The organism is Halalkalibacter oceani, assembly GCF_023715605.1.
In the GTDB taxonomy this organism is placed as follows: Bacteria; Bacillota; Bacilli; order Bacillales; family Bacillaceae_D; genus Halalkalibacter; species Halalkalibacter oceani.
The window spans coordinates 181,725-203,618 of record NZ_JAMBOL010000003.1 but is presented as its reverse complement, the minus strand read 5'-3'; the positions used below and the strand labels follow the sequence as shown (position 1 = coordinate 203,618).

The window sequence follows — 21,894 nt, the reverse complement described above, 5'->3', positions numbered from 1 at the left end:
GGAGGTATACAGATGAATCGAGACAAGCTTGAGACATTGCTAGTACAGATCGGAAACCGCTCAGAAGACCGGACAGGAACGATTAATACGCCTGTTTATTTTTCAACGGCGTATCGTCATACAGGAATCGGAGAGTCGACAGGCTATGATTATGCCAGAACAGGAAATCCGACAAGGGAAGTCGTAGAAAAGGCGATTGCCGCCCTTGAGGAAGGAGATCGCGGATTTGCCTGTAGTTCAGGGATGGCGGCGATTCAGACGGTATTTTCCCTGTTCGCCCAGGGAGATGAGATTTTGGCCTCTCAGGATCTTTACGGGGGAACGTATCGTTTATTTGAACAGGGCTGGAATCGCTGGGGACTGTCATTTGCTTACGGTGATCCGCGAAACCTAGAGCATTTCGAGTCATTAATCAATGAGCGGACGAAGGCGCTTTTCATCGAGACACCGACGAATCCGTTAATGCAGGAAGCCGATATTGCCGCCTTGGCGGAAATCGCCAAGAAGCATCAATTGCTGCTGATTGTCGATAATACATTTTATACACCGCTGCTTCAGCAGCCGCTCGTCAAAGGAGCCGACATTGTCATCCATAGCGCCTCGAAATATTTAGGCGGGCATAATGATGTGATTGCCGGTCTCGTGGCAGCTAAAGGCACGGAGCTCTGTGAAAAGATCGCTTATTACCATAACGGCATTGGGGCGACTCTGTCGGCGTTTGACTCCTGGCTGCTCATCCGCGGAATGAAGACACTCGCTTTGCGGATGGAAAAGCATGAGGAGAATGCGAAGGCCGTTGTCGCTTTTCTTGAAGAGCATGAAGCGGTAACGGATGTTCTGTATCCAGGCAAAGGCGGTATGCTTTCCTTCCGAATTAAAAAGGAAGCATGGGTCAACCCGTTTTTGCAGCAGCTGAAACTGATTTCCTTTGCGGAGAGCCTTGGTGGAGTGGAGAGTCTGATGACGTATCCGGCGACGCAGACGCATATGGATATTCCCGAGGACATTCGGATTGCCAATGGCGTCTGTAACCGGCTGTTGCGCTTTTCGGTCGGAATTGAGCGCAGCGAGGATTTAATAAAAGACCTGGAGCAAGCTTTTCACTTTGTGACATCAAAGGAATAGAAAGGAGGGACCCGTAATGAAGCTGTTGGAACGATTAGCAAATGAGGTCCTTGTAGGAGACGGGGCAATGGGCACCCTCCTGTATGAGCAGGGGGTTGATCAATGCTTTGAAGAAGTCAATCTCAGTAATCCCGATAAGATCATCGCGGTCCACAAGCAGTATGTAGAGGCTGGAGCCGATGTGATTCAAACAAATACATATGCGGCCAATTCCTTAAAGCTCGAAAAATACGGCCTGGAAAATCAGGTTCAGCTCATCAACGAGGCAGCTGTTGCATTAGCGAAGCAGGCTGCGGACGGACGGACCTTTGTCGTCGGCACAATTGGCGGGGTGCGCCGCTTTCAGCTGGAGGAATGGTCGCTTCAGGAAATCGAAGAGTCGTTTAACGAGCAAATGAAGTACCTTCTGCAAGGAGGCGTCGACGGCCTGTTACTTGAAACATTTTATGACCTTGAAGAAGCAAAAATGGCTACAACCCTGGCGAGAAAGTGGACGAATTTGCCGATCATTGTTAACCTTTCATTAGGAGAAATCGGCGTGATGAATGGCGGGATCCCGGTCGCGGATGCTTTTCGTGAGCTGATTGCAGCCGGAGCGAATGTCGTCGGCTTAAATTGCCGGATGGGGCCTTTCCATATGCTGCGTTCATTTGAATCGATTCCGCTGCCGGAGAACGGCTATCTGTCAGCGTACCCGAATGCGAGTCTGCCCGATTATCGCGACGGGCGCGTTTTTTATCAGTCGAATGCGGACTATTTCAAGGCGATGGGGGAGAAGTTCGTCAAGGAGGGGGTCCGCTTATTGGGCGGCTGCTGCGGAACGACACCCGAACATATCACAGCATTCAAAGAGGTGAAGGAACGGTTCGCACCGATTACGGAGAAAAAAGTCCGTTCGATTATCCGTGTGGAAAAGCGGATCGAGCTGCCGCCGGAGCATACGCCGCTGCCTGAGCTTGTGAAGCAGCGCAAGTCGGTGATCGTCGAGCTTGACCCGCCGAAAAAGCTTAATACGGACCGATTTATCGAAGGAGCGAAAAAGCTTCATCAGGCCAGCGTCGATGCGGTGACGATGGCCGATAATTCACTCGCTTCCCCGCGTGTCGACAACCTGGCACTCGGAGCGATGCTGAAAGGGCAGATCGGCGCTCGTCCACTCGTTCATGTTACATGCCGCGACCGCAATTTAATCGGGCTGCAATCACACTTAATGGGGCTTCACGCCTTAGGAATTGATGATCTGCTGGCGGTGACGGGCGACCCGACGAAAATAGGAGATTTTCCGGGGGCGACTTCGGTGTATGACGTAACTTCCTTTCAATTAATTTCCTTTATTAAGCAATTGAACGAAGGAATTTCTTTCTCAGGAAAAGAGCTCGGACAGAAGTCAACCTTCTCTGTCGGGGCAGCCTTTAATCCGAATGTCCGGCATTTGGACAAAGCGGTGCAGCGGATGGAGAAAAAAGTCGAGAGCGGCGCCGATTATTTTATGACGCAGCCGATTTACAGTGAAGCGCAAATTGAAGCGGTGTACGAGGCGACAAAGCATATCGAACAGCCGCTTTACATCGGGATCATGCCGTTAACCGGAACAAGGAATGCTGAATTTCTTCACAATGAAGTACCCGGTATAAAATTAACCGATGAAATCCGGAGCGCGATGGAGCGGTGCGGTGATGACCGTCAGCGGGCGGCGGAAGAAGGGATACGGATTGCCAAGTCGTTAATTGACACGGCGCTAACATTCTTTAACGGCATTTATTTGATAACGCCATTTTTACGGTATGAGATGACCGTTGAACTGACTGATTATATTCAAGCGAAGACGAAGGCAGCATCCATTAAAAATCAGTAGCAGGGATCAGGAGAAAGGACTAAAGCGTATGACGAAGTCTTTATTTGAACAACAATTGGAACGAAAAATATTAGTACTTGACGGGGCGATGGGAACGATGCTCCAGCAGGCTAATTTAAGCGCGGAAGATTTTGGCGGCGAAGAATATGAAGGCTGTAACGAATACTTGAACGAAACAGCGCCCGAAGTCATTGAGAAGATTCACCGTGACTATTTGCAGGCCGGAGCTGATATTATCGAAACGAACACATTCGGTTCGACCAATATCGTCCTTGATGATTACGATCTCGGTCATAAGGCAGAAGAGCTGAGCCGCGTCTCAGCTGAAATTGCCCGCAGAGTCGCTGACGAGTTTTCAACACCGGAATGGCCACGCTTTGTCGCCGGGGCGATGGGTCCGACGACGAAATCACTTTCGGTGACGGGCGGTGTTACGTTCGAGCAGCTGATTGAATCCTATTATGAACAGGCTCGTGGCTTAATTCTCGGCGGAGTCGATGTGATGCTGCTCGAAACGAGTCAGGATATGCGCAACGTCAAGGCGGCTTATATCGGAATTGAGCAAGCTTTCACCGAGCTTGATAAAAAGCTGCCGATCATCGTTTCAGGAACGATCGAGCCGATGGGCACGACGCTTGCCGGTCAAAACATCGAAGCGTTTTATTTATCGCTTGAGCATATGAAGCCGACCGTCGTCGGCTTAAACTGTGCGACGGGACCGGAATTTATGCGCGACCATATTCGCTCTCTGTCGGAGTTGGCGACAACCTATGTCAGCTGCTACCCAAATGCCGGCCTGCCTGATGAGGAAGGGCATTATCATGAATCGCCCGACTCGCTTGCGACAAAGCTTTCGGCTTTTGCGGAAAAGGGCTGGCTCAATATCGTCGGCGGCTGCTGTGGAACGACGCCTGAGCATATTGCGGCAATGGTCGAAGCAACGAAGGACTTTGCCCCACGCGTGATTAAGGAGAAACATCCACATGCTGTTTCAGGCATTGAACCGTTAATTTATGAGGAAAGCATGCGTCCGTTGTTCGTCGGCGAACGGACGAATGTCATTGGTTCACGGAAGTTCAAGCGTCTGATCGCGGAAGGGAAATTTGAAGAAGCGTCGGAAATCGCCCGGGCCCAGGTGAAGCGCGGCGCCCACGTCATTGACGTCTGTCTCGCTGACCCGGACCGTGAAGAGCTTGAGGATATGGAACAGTTTTTAAGCTATGTAATCAATAAAGTGAAAGTGCCATTGATGATTGATTCAACGGATGAGAACGTCATTGAAAAAGCGTTGACGTATTCTCAGGGGAAAGCGATCATCAATTCGATCAACCTGGAGGACGGGGAAGAACGGTTCGAAAAAGTAATTCCGATTGTCAAACGCTACGGGGCGGCGGTGGTCGTCGGGACGATTGACGAGAAAGGGATGGCCGTCAGCGCGGAACGCAAGCTCGAGGTCGCGAAACGCTCGCATGACCTGCTCGTAAACAAATACGGCTTAAAGCCGGAGGATATCATTTTTGATCCGCTCGTCTTCCCGGTTGGAACCGGTGATGAGCAGTATATCGGCTCCGCCAATGCGACGGTCGAAGGCATCCGCCTGATTAAAGAAGCGTTGCCGGACTGTTTGACGATTCTCGGTGTGAGCAACGTTTCGTTCGGCTTGCCGCCGGTCGGCCGCGAAGTGCTGAATGCTGTTTATTTGTATGAATGCACCCAGGCCGGGCTGGACTATGCGATCGTCAATACCGAGAAGCTTGAACGCTATGCCTCGATTTCAGATAACGAAAAAGAAATGTCGCGCAAGCTGTTATTTGAAACAACAGATGAGACGCTCGCTGAATTTACCGCTTTTTACCGCGGGAAAAAAGCAGAGAAGAAAGTCGAGCTTTCCACGCTTAGTCTTGAGGAGCGGCTCGCTTCCTATATCGTTGAAGGGACAAAGGAAGGACTGACGAAGGACCTCGATGAAGCGCTGGCGAAGTACGATGACCCGCTTGATATTATTAACGGGCCGCTGATGACCGGGATGGATGAAGTGGGCCGCCTGTTCAACAATAACGAACTGATCGTCGCCGAAGTGCTGCAAAGCGCTGAGGTGATGAAAGCGTCTGTTGCTCATTTGGAACCGTTCATGGAGAAAAAGGAAGATGATAACGGCAAAGGAAAAATCATTTTGGCGACCGTAAAAGGTGACGTCCATGATATCGGAAAAAATCTCGTGGAGATCATCTTAAGCAACAACGGCTTCAAAATCGTCAACCTCGGCATTAAAGTGACGTCGACTGAACTGATTGAGGCGATTAAAAAGGAAAAGCCGGATGCGGTCGGTTTGTCCGGGCTGCTCGTCAAATCCGCGCAGCAGATGGTGCTGACGGCGCAGGATTTGCGCCAGCAGAAAATCTCGATTCCGATTTTGGTCGGGGGAGCAGCATTGACGCGCAAATTCACCGATACGAAGATCGCCGCCGAATACGATGGAATGGTTCTTTACGCCAAGGACGCGATGAACGGGCTGGAAATCGCCAACCGTCTCGCCAATCCGGACGAGCGGACCCGTCTGGCGGAAGAACTGGCGGAAGCACGGGCGAAAAAGGACGCGGTTCGGAAAGAAAGAACACGAGGAGAACCGGATGATCCGGCAAAGGCTCCGGTGCGCTCCGAGGTGAAAACGGATGGTCCGATTTTTACGCCGACGGACCTCGATACTCATATTTTACGCGATTACAAGCTCTCTCATCTAGAGCCTTATATTAATATGCAAATGTTGCTCGGCCGCCATCTCGGCTTACAAGGCAAAGTGAGCCGTCTGCTCGCCGAGAAAGACGAACGGGCCGTTCAGCTGAAGGAAAAGGTTGATCAGTTTTTACAGCGGGCCAAGGCAGAACAGATTATTTCCGCGCACGGCATGTACCGCTTTTTCCCGGCACAGGCCGACGGCAACGATGTTCTGATTTATGATCCGGAAGATACGTCCACGGTGCTTGAGCGCTTCAGCTTCCCGCGTCAGCGCCAGAAGCCGTACCTTTGCTTGGCTGATTTTCTACGCCCGGTAGAAAGCGGTGAAATGGATTATGTCGGCTTCCTCGCTGTCACCGCCGGTCACGGTGTCCGTGAATTAGCGGAGAAAGCAAAGGAAGAGGGCGACTATTTGGAAAGTCACCTAATGCAGGCCGCGGCTTTGGAAATCGCTGAAGGCTTTGCTGAGCGTCTCCATCAGCAAATGCGCGACCGTTGGGGCTTTCCGGATTCGGCGGACATGACGATGGAGGAGCGCTTCTCCGCCAAATATCAGGGTGTGCGCGTCTCCTTCGGCTACCCGGCCTGTCCGAATCTTGAGGATCAGGAGAAGCTGTTTGCCTTGCTGAAGCCGGAAAAAATCGGCGTCCAGCTGACGGAAGGCTTCATGATGGAACCCGAAGCATCGGTGACCGCGATGGTCTTCTCCCATCCGGAAGGGCGTTATTTTAACGTGCTGGCTTAAAAAGAAAAGAGCTTTCTATTTTCGGAGTTTGAGTAAAAAGGTAAACGAACCTTGTTACTCAAACTCCTTTTTGCTTCCTTAAAAAAGAATTTCCCGCCTGGAGCATACATTTTCCCTTTTCAAAACAGACTAAGTGAAGCTGGATTTGTACAAAGGGGGACGAACGTAATGGCGTTTAATGTGACGCAAAAGCTGATTGATGGCCATCTTTTGTCTGGTGAAATGACGCCGGGCACAGAAATTGGCTTGAAAATTGATCAAACGTTGACGCAGGATGCGACTGGAACAATGGTGATGCTCGAATTGGAAGCGATGGGGCTCGACTATGCCAAAACCGAAGCGTCGGCGCAGTATGTCGATCATAACTTGATTCAAGTAGATAGCAAAAATCCGGACGACCACTTGTTTTTGGAAAGCGCGACGCGGCGGTTTGGCTTGTATTACAGCCGACCGGGAAATGGAGTCAGCCATCCGGTTCATATGCAAAGGCTGGCGAAACCGGGAAAAACATTGCTCGGCTCCGACAGCCATACATGCGCAAATGGCTGCATGGGGATGCTGGCGATGGGGGCGGGAGGCATTGACGTTGCGATGGCGATTGCCGGAGAACCGTTTTATGTCAAAATGCCGCAAGTGTGGGGCATTGAACTGAAAGGCAGGCTGCCTGACTGGGTCAGCGCCAAAGATGTGATTCTCGAGCTGCTTCGCCGTCATGATGTAAAAGGCGGAGTCGGCTATGTCATCGAATATTTCGGTGACGGATTAAAGCATTTAAGCGCGATGGACCGTCATGTCATCGCCAATATGGGAGCCGAGCTTGGGGCGACAGGGACCGTCTTTCCATCGGATGACGAAATCAAACGTTACTTGAAGCAACAAAACCGTGAAGAAGATTGGATCGAATTGAAAGCGGACAGAGGGGCTTCCTATGACCGGTATGAAGAAATCAATATATCGGAGCTGGAGCCGTTGGTCGCCAAACCATCGAGCCCGGGGAATGTCGTCGCCGTCCGGGATATCGCTGGGGAACCGATTTATCAATCGTATATCGGCTCTTCCGCCAATCCGGGCTATCGTGATTTTGCGATTGCGGCAGAAATTGTAAAAGGAAAACAGGTCGCCAATGGCGTTTCCTATGATATCAATCCGAGCTCGCGCCAAATTTTAACCGATTTAGTGGAAGAGGGGCATATCGCCAGCTTGCTTCAGGCAGGGGCGAGGCTGCACCAGGCTGGGTGCAACGGTTGTATCGGCATGGGACAGGCGCCCGCCTCAGGAAGAAACAGTCTAAGAACAACGCCGCGCAATTTTCCTGGACGGTCGGGAACGAGAGAGGACAGCGTCTTTTTATGCAGCCCGGAAACCGCCGCCGCCTCGGCGCTGACAGGCAAAATCACCGATCCGCGCACGCTGGAGATGGATTATCCGAAAATAAAAGAGCCAAGGAAGCCGACGGTTGATGAGAGCTTGTTATCGGTTCCATTACCACTTGAACAGGCACGGGAAGTGGAATTATATAAAGGGCCGAATATTGCCTCGATTCCGGAAATGAACGAGCTCCCTGATACATTGGAAATGCCGATTTTGCTGAAAATGGGCGACAATATTTCAACAGACGAGATTTTGGCCGGCGGTGCTCGCGTATTGCCGTTTCGCAGCAACCTGCCTGAAATCAGCAAATTCGTGTTTGAAATTGTCGATGAGACGTATTATGAGCGGGCGCGGAAAACGGTGGAACAAGGCGGGCACGCGATTATCGGCGGCTTTAACTACGGTCAGGGCTCAAGCCGTGAGCACGCGGCGCTTGCGCCGCGGTATTTGGGATTGCGGGTCGCCCTCGTCAAGGATTTTGCGCGGATTCATTGGCAGAACCTGGTCAATTTCGGCATTTTGCCGCTCACTTTTGTTAATGAAGCGGATTACGATAAGCTGAAGCAGGGCGATATCCTGACGATTACAGATGTAAAGAATAAGATTCAACAAGGAAATGAATTTAGCATTAGTCTAAATGGCGAAAAAGAAAGCATCAAAGTGAGGCATGCGCTGTCAGCAAGGCAAATTGACATGATGATCAAAGGTGGATTAATCAACTGGGTGAAAGCGCAGCAAAAGGTTACCACGTAAGAAAGGGTGAAACAAATGGTCGACCGCAACCATGTTTGCAAAGCATGTGAAGGAACAGGAATGCTCGCTGATGATGAAGAATGGCAATATACATGCACAGTATGCGGTGGTGAGGGATATGTTCAGCAGGAGCATCCTGCCTCTTCCATCGTGCTAAACGTTGATGAAAACAACCGGATTTTGGATTGAGGGAAAAACAGAGAAGCTCGATTTGCACAAAGTGCAGCTCGGGTTTTTCTTTTTTGCGGTGAAAATGATGTGAGACAAGCTGTGAAAATATGAAAAATAGTAAAAAAGTTCGCAAAAAAGATGAACTCAGGGTCTAAATCACTATTGGTTCTTTCATAAGGATGTAATAAAATGGTACTTATAATGACACCACGATAGGGAGAATGAACAGTTGAAAAAAGTACTATTATTATGTGTGATTTTAATCGGGGCGAGCGGATGTGCGGGGGCGACGGTCAATGGAAGTGAGCAAATCGCTGCTGAGGCAAATAAAAAAGCGGTAAACCTCTATATAAAAGAGCTGGAAGAAAGAGAAATTGACTTGATTAACCCGCTCAAACAGGAGGTATTAATGACGATCAGAAAAAGCGATTTTGCTGATTCTGAAGAGACTCTGCGTGAGTGGGTGAAGGAATTGGCCCGGGGCCCGAACGGCTTTGATCAGCGCATGAAAGCGGCCAAGGTTCGCGATGATGGAACGTTTGTGCCAGGTGTTCCTCAAGTTGTATTAAAAGAAGAGGAATTAGTGGAAAAAATCAAGCAAGCCAGTTATTTTACCCGGCAGCTCGAAATTCCGATTGAAGTAACCTATATTAACGTCACGGAAGAAGATGTCGCCGGCCTCGATGAAGTCGAGATCGGCCGTTATGCGACAAAGTTTACTTCTTCAATTAGCGGACGTGTCGATAATATCGAGCTTTCAGCGAAGAGCATTTACGGCGTCGTCCTCGGACCGGGAGACATCTTTTCGTTTAACCGGATTGTCGGGGAACGTACAAAAGCGCGCGGCTATAAAGAAGCGAATGTCATTGTTGATGGCGACTTCGTCAATGGACTCGGTGGCGGAATTTGCCAAACATCAACGACATTATATAATGTCGCGTTGGATGCCGGAATGGAAATCATTGAGCGCAATCCGCATTCGCTGCCTGTTTCGTATGTGCCGGAAGGAAGAGATGCGATGGTTAACTGGGGTACATCCGATTTGCGCTTTCGCAACAGCTTTGACTATCCGGTTTTGATTCAAATGAAAGTCGACCGGGAGAAAAGCGAGCTGATCGCGATCATCAAAACGGCGCAACGTTATTTATAACTAAGTACGGCTGCATGGCGCAGGATCAACTTGTATAGAAATGAAGCCTCAAAGAAGCTGGAGATCAAGCTTTTTTGAGGCCTTTTTTTCTGTCTCGTCAAAAGAATGGTATAAAAAGAAGGCTGGAACAAACACTATTTGTATCAATCATGACCAAAAAAAGGCGTGTCATGAAACAGATAACAAAGCATAAGGAGGGAATGATTCATCATGAAGCGGGATCTGTTTACATGGAGAATGGTATGTATTGTCGTACTCGTTGCGATTGGTTTAGTAGGGCATGCCAGCCCGGGGTTTGCTTTTTCAAACCAGATCATTCAGCAAGGAGCGACAGGTGATGATGTGGTCGAGCTGCAGGCGCGGCTCCAGTATATTGGATTTTACAATGGAAAAATTGACGGTGTATTTGGATGGAGCACCTATTGGGCTGTCCGTAATTATCAATATGAATTCGGACTCGACATCGATGGGCTTGTCGGACCAGAAATGAAAAATATGCTGGAACGGTCGACCGATTATGATGAAGCATTTGTGCAGAAGGCGCTGCAGGAGGGACGTAAATTTACCCATTACGGTCAAACGCCAAAGCATATTCAAAAAGGAGCAAAAGGCAGCGAGAAAAAAGGCCAACCCCGGCAGCCGCAGGGCGGAGGCGGACAGGCTGAAGCGCCACAAGGCGGTGGACAGACAGGTGGTACTCCTGGTACAGGAGGAACGCCAGAACAAGGTGGACAGCAGGAGCCGCCAGCGGAACCAGTGCCGGAGGAAGAAGCACCGGAACAACAAGACAATGATGTCAATATTGAGAAAGCGACAAATGTTCCGCCAGGCTATTCCGATAATGACATTCAATTGATGGCCAATGCCGTATACGGCGAGGCGCGCGGTGAGCCGTATGTCGGCCAGGTAGCCGTAGCGGCTGTCATTATCAACCGGGTGAACAGTCCCACGTTCCCGAACACGGTCAGCGGAGTTATTTTTGAACCGCGAGCCTTTACGGCAGTCGCTGACGGTCAAATTTGGCTGACGCCAAATGAAACGGCAAGAAGAGCAGTGCTTGATGCATTAAATGGTCAAGACCCAACCGGAAATGCGCTTTATTATTTCAACCCTGATACCGCAACATCCGGCTGGATCTGGACACGCCCACAAATTAAGCGAATTGGAAAACATATTTTCTGTCATTAAATTAGTGGAGGTGAAGGATCATGTTGAGAAATATCATCATTGGACTATTAGGTGTTGCTGTTGTCGGCCTTGGGTACTGGGGCTTCCAGGAACAGGGGCAAAAGCAGACCTTAATGATCACAGCGGAAAACAATTATCAGCGTGCATTTCACGAGCTGGCTTTTCATCTTGATCAAATTGAAGATCAGCTCGGGTCAACATTGGCGATGAATACGAGACGTCAGCTGACGCCGGCGTTAGCCGAAGTGTGGCGGGTGACGAGTTTGGCGCAGGAAGAAATCGGGCAGCTTCCGCTGAACTCGATTGATCTCGGGCAGACGGAGGAATTTCTGTACAAGCTTGGCCGCTTCAGCTATCAAACATCAATACGTGACCTTGAAAAGGAGCCGCTGACTGACAAAGAGTATGATACATTGACGCATCTTTATCAGCACTCGAAGGATATCCGTTCGGAATTGCGGAAATCTCAGGCGGAGATGCTTGCCAACCGTCATCAATGGCTCGATCTTGAAAAAGAGCTGGAAGCAAGCCAGGAACCTGGCGATAACACGATTGTCAATAATCTTGAAGTGATGAATAAATCAGTCCAAGGCTTCAGTGAAACAGAATGGGGCGCAGGTCTTGCTGCGATTGACGATCTGAATGGGGAACTGAAAAAGGCCCTTACCGGAAAGGAAATCTCGAAGCAGGAAGCAGAAAAAATTGCGCGCCAGTATCTTGAAATGAGCCCGGATGTGCCCGTGCATGTATCGGATACCGGAGATGGGCTTGAATATCCAGCTTATACGATCGTGATCGACGATCCAGAGCATGAAACGAATTATTATATGGATATGAGTGTAAAAGGTGGGGAGCCGATCTGGTTTTTGCAGGACAGACAAATCGAGGAACAGCGGCTCAGCCTGAATGAAGCGGTTGAAAAAGGAAAAGCCTTCCTGAAGCGGACCGGCAAGGAAGGGATGCAGCTGATCGACAGCAAGCAATATGATTCGATCGGGATGCTTGAATTCGCCTACGTCGAAGGGAATGTCCGCGTCTATCCGGATACGGTTACGCTTGAAGTAGCGCTTGATGACGGCGATATTCTCGGCTATGAAGCCAAGGATTACTTGCTGAACCATAAAGAGCGCAATATCCCGGAACCTGCGATTACGAAAGCGGAGGCCGAGGAGCGTCTTAATCCAAGGCTTGAAGTAATGGAAAGTCATGTAGCGTTAATTGAAAATGAGCTGAAAGATGAAGTTTTGTGCTATGAGTTTTTCGGTGTCATTGACCAGGACACATACCGGATCTTTATTAATGCCGAGGATGGCCAGGAAGAAAAGGTCGAACGCCTTGACGGAACCGAGCCTGTGTATCAATTTTCATAAAATCAGACCGGAGACAAAGAGCTAGTGGCAATGGCTTCACACGCCCGTTGTGAGAAACCCACTCACAACGGGCTTTAAAAGATCGTGGCGGTTCCACTCACAGCCTCTTTTGCATTTTTCGTATGGTTCAGTGCCATGCCGCGGTTTTTTCAGATCAACGCCCGCCTGCGGAAAGCGTGCCCCCCTCCCGGCAGCGAGGTCGAAGAGCCAAACCCTGACTATTAACAAAGAAGAAGCATATCGTGCTTCTTCTTTTTCCTTGTTCATGCGATAATGGAGAAAGAAGGATATCAAAAAGGAGGAGTGCTGCTTGATTAATATTGGCTCGACGATCTTTTTGGAACGAAAAGATTGCAATGAGGAGGAGGTGGAGACAAAATTTCACTGCCGGCTTATTGATCGCGATGATAATTTGTTAATTGTTGATGAACTGTTAAGCGAGCTGACGAACACGGCGAGTATTTTCAAAACCGGTACAGCATTTGATGCCTGGTTCATCGGGCGGGATGAAGCGAAATATGTGTTTGAAACAGAACTTGTTGGCAGAAGAAAAGGGAATATTTCGATGTTTTGCCTCAAAGATCCGGGGAAGGCAGGTTATAAGCGGATTCAGCGCAGAAATTATGCCCGTGTCGAAGCGGCGGTTAATGTGGCGCTGCACTTTCAGGCGGACAGCAAGAAGCGCTTTGTCTCCGTAACAGCCGATCTTAGCGGCGGCGGCTGTGCAATCGACATTCCAAAGGGCAAGTCGCTTCCGGAAGAAGGAGAGGTCAGTCTCTGGTTCGTGTTGCCGATGCAATCAGGCGAAATCGATTATGTAAAGGGGCCGGCGAAGATCGTCCGAGTTTTTACGCCCCAGCCCGGAGCGCCTGAACGAGTTTCTTTGCAATTTACCGAGATGGACGACGCCGAACGACAGAAAATCATCCGCTATTGCTTTGAAAAGCAATTGAACATGCGCCGTCAGAAAAAAGAAGAATAGAAGCTTGTGGTCACGCTTTTTTTCAGACCTTTCGTTAGACCGTCATCGCTTCTTGTGATAAGATAGTAGTGAAAACGCTCTAAGCTCCCTTTATTCTTTTGAAAAAGGTGTTTGGTTGAATGGTATGAGGTGTATTGTCAATGGATGAGAAATTGAAAATAGCAATTGATGGACCTGCGGGCGCAGGAAAGAGTACGGTTGCAAAGCTTGTTGCTGAGCAGTTATCCTTTTTATATATCGATACGGGAGCGATGTACCGTGCTCTGACCTGGGCAGCGATCGCAGCACAAATTGATCTAAACGACGGGGAGCGGCTGAGGCAGCTGCTGGATGAAACGACGATTCGTCTCTCAAATGAGGATAACAAATTAAACGTATATTTGAATGAAGCTGATGTTACGCAGCAAATACGGCAGAATGACGTTACAGCCCATGTCTCGCTGGTGGCAAGTCATGAATTGGTGCGTAAGGAAATGGTCGAGCGTCAGCGTCAGCTTGCGCAGCAAGGACGAGCCGTTCTGGATGGCCGGGATATCGGGACATACGTGCTGCCGGACGCCCAGATAAAAGTCTTTTTAACTGCTTCAGTGGAAGAACGAGCGCGGCGGCGATTTGAAGAGCAGCAGGCGAAAGGGATGGAATCCAGCCTTGAACAGCTGAAAGAAGAGATTGCCAGGCGCGATAATCTTGATTCGACAAGAGCGTTCGCGCCGCTGAAGAAAGCGGATGACGCCGTAGAGATTGACTCCACGAACCTTTCGATTGAAGAGGTGGCCGCAAAGATTATTGAGCTGGTAAAGGAGAGAACACGATAAGATGGGCTTATATCAGTTGGGTCAATTTGTTAGCAGATGCTTCCTTTCCAGCTCTTACAAAGTTGAAATCGTCGGCAAGGAGAATATCCCGTCGGAAGGGGGAGTTCTGCTTTGCGCCAATCATATCAGCAATTTCGATCCGCCACTGCTCGGGGCCTATATTGACAGACAAATCCATTATATGGCCAAACAGGAATTGTTTGAAAAACCGGTATTAAAGGGGCTGCTGCCGAAGCTTGGCGCCTTTCCTGTAAAAAGAGGAATGAGTGATAAGCAGGCATTGCGGCGGGCGATGAACCTGCTGAAAGACGGCGAAATGATCGGGCTTTTTCCGGAAGGAACGAGAAGTAAGGATGGCGTGCTTGGAAAAGGCATGGCAGGCGCCGGCTTCTTTGCGTTACGAACCGAGGCGACCGTTATTCCTTGCGCGATCATCGGCCCGTATGAACGCAAGAAACGATTAAAGCTGGTCTATGGCAAACCGATCGATTTTGCCGCTTATCGTGAGGAAAAGCGCTCTGCCGAGGAGGCAACCGCCTATATTATGGAGCATATCGGACAGTTAATGGAAGAGCATAAGTAGAGAAACCGTTCGTAAAATTTCTTTCGCAAGCGTGAAAGATTTTTAATATATTAGCGAGATCCGCGACTAGACTGCGGGTATTGAAGGAGGCAAAAGCCAATGGTCGAAGAAATGAACAATGAAGTGACAGGAATGAAGTCCTTCGAGGTAGGTGAAGTAGTAACTGGTAAGGTAACAAAAGTCGAGGATAAACAAGCGTTTGTCGATGTCGGCTTTAAGGTGGATGGCATTGTTCCAATCAGTGAATTATCGAGCTTGCATGTCGAGAAGGTCAGTGACGTTCTTTCAGTTGACGATGAGCTCGAATTAAAAGTCCTTAAAGTCGAGGATGACGAGCTGATCCTTTCGAAGCGTGCTGTGCAGGCTGAGAAAGCATGGGAAGAGCTTCAGGCAGCATTTGAGTCTGGTAAGATTATTGAAGCGGAAGTAGCCGAGGTCGTAAAAGGCGGTCTTGTCGTTGACCTAGGAGTGCGTGGATTTATTCCTGCTTCCCTGGTAGAAAGACATTTTGTCGAGGATTTCTCTGATTATAAAGGTCGTACGCTTCGTCTGCAAATTGCAGAATTGGATCAAGAGAACAACAAATTGATTTTATCACAGCGCGCTGTGCTTGATATGGAAGAAGAAGAAAAGAAGAAAGATGTTCTTCAATCTCTTAAAGCCGGTGATGTTGTGGAAGGAACTGTTCAGCGTCTAACGGATTTCGGTGCGTTCGTTGACGTCGGTGGAGTCGATGGTCTTGTACATATCTCGCAATTGGCCCACCATCGTGTGGAAAAGCCGTCTGATGTTGTTCAGGAAGGCGATAAAGTCAATGTAAAAATTCTCTCCGTCGATCCGGATAGCGAACGGATTTCGCTTTCAATTAAAGAAACGCTTCCGGGGCCGTGGGAGCAGATTGCGGGTCAGATCAAACCTGGCGATGTGATTGAAGGAACGGTCCGCCGCCTCGTTACATTCGGCGCGTTTGTTGAAGTGGCCCCTGGTGTCGAAGGACTTGTTCACATTTCGCAAATTGCCAACCGTCACATCGGTTCTCCTTCCGAGGTGCTGACAGAAGGCGAGACGGTTCAGGTGAAGGTGCTTGATATTAATCTTGAAGATAAGCGGATTTCGCTCAGCATCCGTGAACTGCTTGAGGATGAAGGCGAAAACGACTATCAGTCTTATGAAGCGAAGGATGATGAGCCAAGCGGATTCTCATTGGGAGATATGATTGGCGACCAGTTAAAGAAATATAAAAATTAATTACAGGTGATGAGATGAGCAGCAGAGCGAGCAGGAAACTTGATCATTTAAACCATGCGCTTGTAACCGGGCAGGCCCGCACTCATGGATTTGAGGATATTCGGTTTGTCCATAACAGCATTCCTGAGCAGCATGTCGATGCCATTTCTCTCACATCGCAAATCGGTGAACTTACGTTAAGTTCACCGATTTTTATCAATGCGATGACAGGGGGCGGAGGACTGCGGACGGAAGAGATCAACCGTCAATTGGCGGAAGTCGCCGCGGAAACAGGAGTCGGCATGGCTGTCGGCTCGCAAATGGCGGCGTTACGAGAAGCGGGACAGCAGCAAAGCTATCGAATTGTTCGTCAAGCTCACCCGCATGGCCTAGTCTTTGCCAACCTCGGCAGCGAGGCTACGGTTGACCAGGCGAAAAAAGCGGTTGAAATGATTGAGGCGGATGCTCTGCAAATTCATGTCAACGTGATTCAGGAGCTTGTCATGCCGGAGGGAGATCGTGATTTCCGCGGTACGTGGCAACGAATTACGGCGATTGTCGAGGCTCTTGATATTCCTGTGATTGTCAAAGAAGTCGGCTTTGGCATGAGTAAGGAAACCGTCGCCCGTCTCGCCGATTGCGGGGTGGCGGCCGTCGATATCGGCGGCTTTGGCGGGACGAACTTTTCGAAAATCGAAAATGAGCGACGTGAGCGCAGATTAGCGTATTTTGATGAATGGGGCATTTCCACTACTTGTTCCCTGCTTGAAGCGAGGGAGGCAAAGGGCGACATCGCCGTGATTGCTTCAGGCGGGATCCAGACCGCCCTTGAGATGGCGAAGTCACTGGCGCTCGGTGCTGCGGCATGCGGCTTTGCCGGTCACTTCCTCCGCGTGTTAACCGAGTCAGGACAGGATGCTCTGATTGCAGAAATTCGTACATTGCAGGAGGACTTGCGCTTTTTGCTGGCAGCCCTTGATGCAGAAAGTCCGCTGCAGCTGCGGGATACCCCGTTAGTAATCAGCGGGAAAACCTTTCATTGGGCGGTGCAGCGTAGTTTAACGATTTAATCCGTAGCGGCTGCAACGTTAAAAAAGCCAGCTGGAGGTGATTTTGTTCCAGCTGACGGCCAAGAGCCATCCTTTTATTCGCGCAAAGGGAGGCAAAAGAGAAAACCAACCTTTTAGACTTCGCATAGAGCTTGAGGAAGGGGAAAACCAGCCCTTTCCTCAAGCTTTTTTTATCGGCGCTGGTTCTGTCTGGCGTCTTCCGGTGATTCAAGCTTTGCTGCACCAGGGTAATCCAGGCTTTGATCGCGGTCGGATTCCACTCGTTTCGCCTGCCTGTTTTTCTTCTCCTGCCGGTCTTTTCCCATTGGCTCGCCTCCTTTTTTGATTAGCTTGCCCAACGCGGCGGGTGAATTATGCAGAAAGGGTTAAAACAAGCTGAATCCGGCGATAATGGGGGAGGAGGTGAGAGCAGTGGACGGAGTTTTTATTTATTGGTTTGGCTGGCTATTGTGGATTGTGATTACGTTTTTTCAGAAAAAAACAACGAAACGGCTCGTAAATGCGGCGTTGCTTTTGCTGGTGCTTGCTTGCCTGCCGTTGACATTTTCGGTTGCGGGGATGTCGGTATCCGTGGTCTTTGCGGCGATGATTGCTTATGTATGTTGGCAAATGAGAAGCTTTTCCTGGCGGACGATTTTCTTCTTTCTCGTCGTTTCCTGGACAATTGCAGCAGCCTACGGAGCGTTCCGTCTGATGCTGATTTTTGATCCGGTGATCGAGCTGCTCGATACGCGCTGGATGAGTGCCGGTATTGCGTTTTTATTGGCTTGTTTGTTCGTCCGTCATATTCCGCGCAGCTGTCTGCTGGCGGTGTCCGGCCTGCTGCAAGGGGAGTTTGTTTTTCATTTCGTGTTACAGCAGTTTTTTCACTTGCAGGAAGTGACGGGAAGTCTTTACTTTTTTGACATTGTCGCCATCACTGTCTTTTTTTATGGCATTCTGCTGACCGTAAAAGGAGTCATGCGTCTTGTGCAGGAGATGACGATCAGACGGCCTTTTTCTTCACTTGAAAAAACATCGTAGAGAGGTCGACAAGTTCCAGTAAATCAAGTAATATAAAAAGGTTATGATGGAGAAAATCTGGACTGAAGGGGATTTTTTCTAGGGAGTAGCGTCTCCTGTAGTATCGGAAAGCAGAAAGGGTGTAACACGATGACAAAGCCGGTAGTTGCAATCGTCGGCCGTCCAAATGTGGGGAAATCAACGATTTTTAACCGGATCGTTGGTGAGCGGGTGGCGATTGTTGAAGATATGCCTGGAGTGACGAGAGATCGCTTATACGGCAAAGGAGAATGGTTGAACCGGGAATTTAATATTATTGACACAGGAGGAATCGAGCTTGGTGACGAGCCGCTGCTGATTCAGATGCGCGAGCAGGCGGAAGTCGCGATCCAGGAAGCGGACGTCATTATTTTTATCGTGAACGGGCGCGAAGGCATTACAGCTGCGGATCAGGAAGTGGCGAAGCTGTTATTCCGCTCAGACAAGCCGGTCGTGCTTGGCGTCAATAAGGTTGACAACCCGGAGATGCAGCAGGAGCTGTATGAATTTTATTCGTTGGGCATCGGCGATCCTTTCCCGATTTCGGGCTCACATGGTCTCGGGCTTGGTGATTTGCTCGATGAAGTGATCAAGCATTTTCCTGAGGAAGAAGGCGATCCGTACAATGAGAATACGATCAGAATCGCTTTAATCGGCCGTCCGAATGTCGGCAAATCCTCGCTCGTCAATGCGATGCTCGGAGAAGAGCGGGTCATTGTCAGCAATATTCCAGGAACGACGCGCGACGCGATTGACACGCCTTTTACAAAAGACGGGCAGGAATATGTGTTAATTGATACGGCCGGGATGAGGAAGCGCGGCAAAGTCTATGAAAATACAGAAAAATACAGCGTCCTCCGTTCATTGAAAGCGATTGAACGTTCCAATGTCGTCCTTGTTGTGATCAATGCCGAAGAGGGTTTGATTGAGCAGGATAAAAAAATTGCCGGCTATGCCCATGAGGCGGGACGGGCTGTTATTTTAGTCGTCAATAAATGGGACGCGGTTGAAAAAGACGATAAAACGATGCGGAATTTTGAGCAAAAGCTGCGGGACGAATTCCTGTTTTTGAGCTATGCGCCGATTTTATTCGTTTCGGCGAAAACGAAGCAGCGTCTGCAGCACGTACTGCCAATGGTGAAGAAGGTTTCGGAGAATCATCATCTGCGCGTGCCGACAAATGTGCTTAACGATTTGATTATGGATGCGGTGGCGATGAACCCGACGCCGACAGATAAAGGGAAACGGCTGCGGATTAACTATGTGACGCAGGTCGCTGTTGAACCGCCGACGTTCGTCTTTTTTGTCAACGAGCCGGAATTGATGCACTTTTCGTATCAGCGTTATTTGGAAAACCGTTTGCGAGATACATTTGAATTTGAAGGAACGCCGATTAAAATTTTTGCACGAAAGAAAAATCTCTAAGCAGACAATTAGGGGAAGCAGCAGTGGAGATGTCCGCTGCTCGATCTGCTCCACTCGGACGATCACGGCAGCGTACAAAACCATTGGCCCGATATAAATGAAAGGGAGAGAATGGCGTGGGAGACGGATTTATCGTTATTGCTCTTATTTTTATTATTGTAAGTGGTTATTTATTAGGCTCGATCAGTTTCAGTTACATCATCGCCAAAAAAATAAAGAAAGTCGATATTCGCCAGCACGGCAGCGGCAATGCCGGAGCGACGAATACGTTGCGCGTGCTTGGGGTCGGCCCGGCGGTTGCCGTCCTCGCTTTGGATATTGTAAAGGGAATCGCGGCGGTCTGGCTCGGCATTTTGCTCGCTCCTGATCAGTCCGGTCTATTTCCGGCTTTGGCTGGACTGGCGGCGATTCTTGGCCATAACTGGCCTGTTTATTACGGGTTCAGGGGAGGTAAAGGAGTAGCGACGACAATTGGTGTCCTGGCTACACTTGTCTTCTTCCCGGCTTTGTTTGCCGGCTTGCTGGCGATCGCCAGTATTTTCATCACTCGGTTTGTCTCGCTCGGTTCTTTATTATTTACAGTATTAACACCAGTGCTGACATACGTCCTTATTCATACTTATGATTATCCTATTCTATATGTCTATTTAACAGTGATTGTCGCCATTTTATCGCTTTGGCGTCACCGGACAAATCTGGCACGCCTTATCAATGGAACAGAGAGTAAGCTGGGCAAGAAAGCATAAGAATAGAGGAGGGGTTATAATGGGAACGATTTCCGTACTGGGAGCAGGAAGCTGGGGCACCGCACTGGCGATGGTCCTGGCTGACAACGGACACGCGGTGCGTCTGTGGGCGAGGCGGAAAGAACAAATTGAGGAAATCAATCAGCGTCACACGAACGAATCCTACTTGCCAGGTGTGACGCTTTCTGAGACGATTGTTGGCTGCGCCTCGATGGAACAGGCTGTGGAGGATACAGATGCAATTCTGCTCGTCGTGCCGACAAAGGCGATGCGGGAGACGGTTGCCGAGCTGCGAAAGGTACTGAAAAAAAAGGTTGTGATGATCCATGCGAGCAAGGGGATCGAACCAGGCACGCATAAGCGGATTTCGGAGATGATTGAAGAGGAAATGGGAGGCACCGAGCTGCTTGAAGCAGTCGTTGTGCTGTCGGGACCGAGTCATGCCGAAGAGGTGAGTCAGAGACAGCCGACGACGGTAACCGTTTCGTCCAAATGTCATCAGGCAGCCGAGTTCGCCCAGGATTTGTTTATGAATCAGCGTTTTCGCGTTTATACGAACCCTGATTTAATTGGCGTTGAAATTGGCGGGGCGCTGAAAAACATTATCGCCCTTGTTTGCGGCTTAACGCAAGGTCTCGGAATGGGAGATAATCCAAAAGCGGCGATTATGACACGCGGGCTGGCGGAAATCGCCCGTCTTGGCGTGAAGCTTGGGGCCAATCCATTAACCTTTGCCGGGCTGTCCGGTTTAGGCGACTTAATCGTGACATGCACGAGCATTCATTCGCGTAATTTTCGCGCCGGTAAGCTGATTGGCGAAGGAAAAACACTCGATGAGGTGCTCGATTCGATGGGAATGGTCGTCGAGGGAATTCAGACGACGAAGGCTACTCATGAGCTCGCCGTAGAATGCGGTGTCGATATGCCGATTACCGCTTCGCTCCATGCGGTCTTATTCGATGGTGTACAGCCAAAGGATGCGGCCGAAGGGTTGATGGGTCGGGTGAAAAAGCATGAGGTTGAACAGCTGCACACTGACATCGTCGATGCGGCGTATCGTCAGAGCTAAATAACCAGATTTCCCCCTTCCTGGGCGATTAAGGCACCACCTCCCTTCAGCCTGCATACGATATGGTGATTACGAATGAGGGAGGGTGCCGCATGTTTCAGAAAAATGACCCATCTATTATGGATCAAATTCAAAAAAAGACGAGTGTTAAGCCAGATGAACTCCTCAAGCTTGCCAACTCGGTCAGCCAGGCCAATCTTCAGGACGAAGCAACTGTAAGGCAGTTAATTGCCCAAGTCGCAAAGCTTGCAAATAAACCTGTTTCAAAGGAAAAAGAAGACCAGATTGTGAATGCGATTATTAACAACAACATGCCAACTGACTTTGCTTCTCTTGCGAAGATGTTCAATAAAAAATAACGGCTGGATAGGCTGCTGACGAAGCACACTAGCGGTTAGTGCATATAGTAGTAACGAACGAACATTACAATAGGGCTGTTCATTTGAAGGGTTTCGTCAAAACCGGAGAAGTG

General features: G+C 49.5%; 19 protein-coding genes. 18 read left to right on the top strand and 1 reads right to left on the bottom strand.

Annotated elements, in window-relative coordinates; all coding sequences use genetic code 11:
- The first annotated feature begins 12 nt into the window (after positions 1–12).
- The 13 genes from M3202_RS05970 to fni all read left to right on the top strand — a co-directional run bounded on the left by M3202_RS05970 (position 13) and on the right by fni (position 17,141).
- Positions 13–1,125: a methionine biosynthesis PLP-dependent protein gene (locus tag M3202_RS05970; protein WP_251222428.1), complete on the top strand. Its 1,113-nt coding sequence runs from the start codon at positions 13–15 to the stop codon at positions 1,123–1,125.
- Between the two features lie 16 nt (positions 1,126–1,141).
- Complete coding sequence (locus M3202_RS05965) at positions 1,142–2,980, top strand: bifunctional homocysteine S-methyltransferase/methylenetetrahydrofolate reductase (RefSeq protein WP_251222427.1); 1,839 nt, start codon at positions 1,142–1,144, stop codon at positions 2,978–2,980.
- A gap of 28 nt (positions 2,981–3,008) precedes the next feature.
- Positions 3,009–6,461 (top strand): methionine synthase, encoded by a 3,453-nt coding sequence (metH, locus tag M3202_RS05960; RefSeq protein ID WP_251222426.1) that lies wholly within the window; start codon positions 3,009–3,011, stop codon positions 6,459–6,461.
- 168 nt (positions 6,462–6,629) lie between these two features.
- A complete protein-coding gene (locus tag M3202_RS05955) occupies positions 6,630–8,585 on the top strand; it encodes an aconitate hydratase (RefSeq protein WP_251222425.1) in 1,956 nt (651 codons plus the stop codon).
- 15 nt (positions 8,586–8,600) lie between these two features.
- Positions 8,601–8,774, top strand: a complete 174-nt coding sequence (locus M3202_RS05950; protein ID WP_251222424.1) for a hypothetical protein — start codon at positions 8,601–8,603, stop codon at positions 8,772–8,774.
- Between the two features lie 211 nt (positions 8,775–8,985).
- Positions 8,986–9,906, top strand: coding sequence for a VanW family protein (locus tag M3202_RS05945; protein WP_251222423.1), 921 nt, complete (start codon positions 8,986–8,988; stop codon positions 9,904–9,906).
- Positions 9,907–10,116: 210 nt separating this feature from the next.
- On the top strand, positions 10,117–11,094 hold the full coding sequence (gene sleB, locus M3202_RS05940) for a spore cortex-lytic enzyme (protein ID WP_432805964.1): 978 nt from the start codon (positions 10,117–10,119) through the stop codon (positions 11,092–11,094).
- A 20-nt stretch (positions 11,095–11,114) separates the two neighbouring features.
- Positions 11,115–12,464 carry a germination protein YpeB gene (ypeB, locus tag M3202_RS05935; protein WP_251222422.1) on the top strand — a complete coding sequence of 450 codons (1,350 nt, stop codon included), beginning with the start codon at positions 11,115–11,117 and terminating at the stop codon, positions 12,462–12,464.
- A 310-nt stretch (positions 12,465–12,774) separates the two neighbouring features.
- The gene (locus M3202_RS05930; RefSeq protein WP_251222421.1) at positions 12,775–13,446 is read left to right on the top strand and encodes a flagellar brake protein; all 672 of its coding nucleotides are present in this window, start codon (positions 12,775–12,777) and stop codon (positions 13,444–13,446) included.
- A 140-nt stretch (positions 13,447–13,586) separates the two neighbouring features.
- The gene (gene cmk, locus M3202_RS05925) at positions 13,587–14,261 is read left to right on the top strand and encodes a (d)CMP kinase (protein ID WP_251222420.1); all 675 of its coding nucleotides are present in this window, start codon (positions 13,587–13,589) and stop codon (positions 14,259–14,261) included.
- A gap of 1 nt (position 14,262) precedes the next feature.
- Positions 14,263–14,844, top strand: coding sequence for a lysophospholipid acyltransferase family protein (locus M3202_RS05920; protein WP_251222419.1), 582 nt, complete (start codon positions 14,263–14,265; stop codon positions 14,842–14,844).
- A 99-nt stretch (positions 14,845–14,943) separates the two neighbouring features.
- Positions 14,944–16,092, top strand: a complete 1,149-nt coding sequence (rpsA, locus tag M3202_RS05915; protein ID WP_251222418.1) for a 30S ribosomal protein S1 — start codon at positions 14,944–14,946, stop codon at positions 16,090–16,092.
- Positions 16,093–16,106: 14 nt separating this feature from the next.
- A complete protein-coding gene (fni, locus tag M3202_RS05910) occupies positions 16,107–17,141 on the top strand; it encodes a type 2 isopentenyl-diphosphate Delta-isomerase (RefSeq protein WP_251222417.1) in 1,035 nt (344 codons plus the stop codon).
- Between the two features lie 170 nt (positions 17,142–17,311).
- Here the strand turns inward: fni and M3202_RS05905 are convergent, their stop codons facing one another.
- Positions 17,312–17,446 (bottom strand): YpzI family protein, encoded by a 135-nt coding sequence (locus M3202_RS05905; protein WP_251222416.1) that lies wholly within the window; start codon positions 17,444–17,446, stop codon positions 17,312–17,314.
- 106 nt (positions 17,447–17,552) lie between these two features.
- Between M3202_RS05905 and M3202_RS05900 the strand changes: the two genes are divergently transcribed.
- The 5 genes from M3202_RS05900 to M3202_RS05880 all read left to right on the top strand — a co-directional run bounded on the left by M3202_RS05900 (position 17,553) and on the right by M3202_RS05880 (position 21,781).
- A complete protein-coding gene (locus tag M3202_RS05900; protein ID WP_251222415.1) occupies positions 17,553–18,164 on the top strand; it encodes a YphA family membrane protein in 612 nt (203 codons plus the stop codon).
- Between the two features lie 129 nt (positions 18,165–18,293).
- A complete protein-coding gene (gene der / locus M3202_RS05895) occupies positions 18,294–19,607 on the top strand; it encodes a ribosome biogenesis GTPase Der (RefSeq protein ID WP_251222414.1) in 1,314 nt (437 codons plus the stop codon).
- Between the two features lie 116 nt (positions 19,608–19,723).
- Positions 19,724–20,353, top strand: coding sequence for a glycerol-3-phosphate 1-O-acyltransferase PlsY (gene plsY / locus M3202_RS05890; RefSeq protein ID WP_390188838.1), 630 nt, complete (start codon positions 19,724–19,726; stop codon positions 20,351–20,353).
- 19 nt (positions 20,354–20,372) lie between these two features.
- Complete coding sequence (locus tag M3202_RS05885) at positions 20,373–21,422, top strand: NAD(P)H-dependent glycerol-3-phosphate dehydrogenase (RefSeq protein ID WP_251222413.1); 1,050 nt, start codon at positions 20,373–20,375, stop codon at positions 21,420–21,422.
- 92 nt (positions 21,423–21,514) lie between these two features.
- Positions 21,515–21,781 (top strand): stage VI sporulation protein F, encoded by a 267-nt coding sequence (locus M3202_RS05880; protein ID WP_251222412.1) that lies wholly within the window; start codon positions 21,515–21,517, stop codon positions 21,779–21,781.
- The last annotated feature ends 113 nt before the right edge of the window (positions 21,782–21,894 follow it).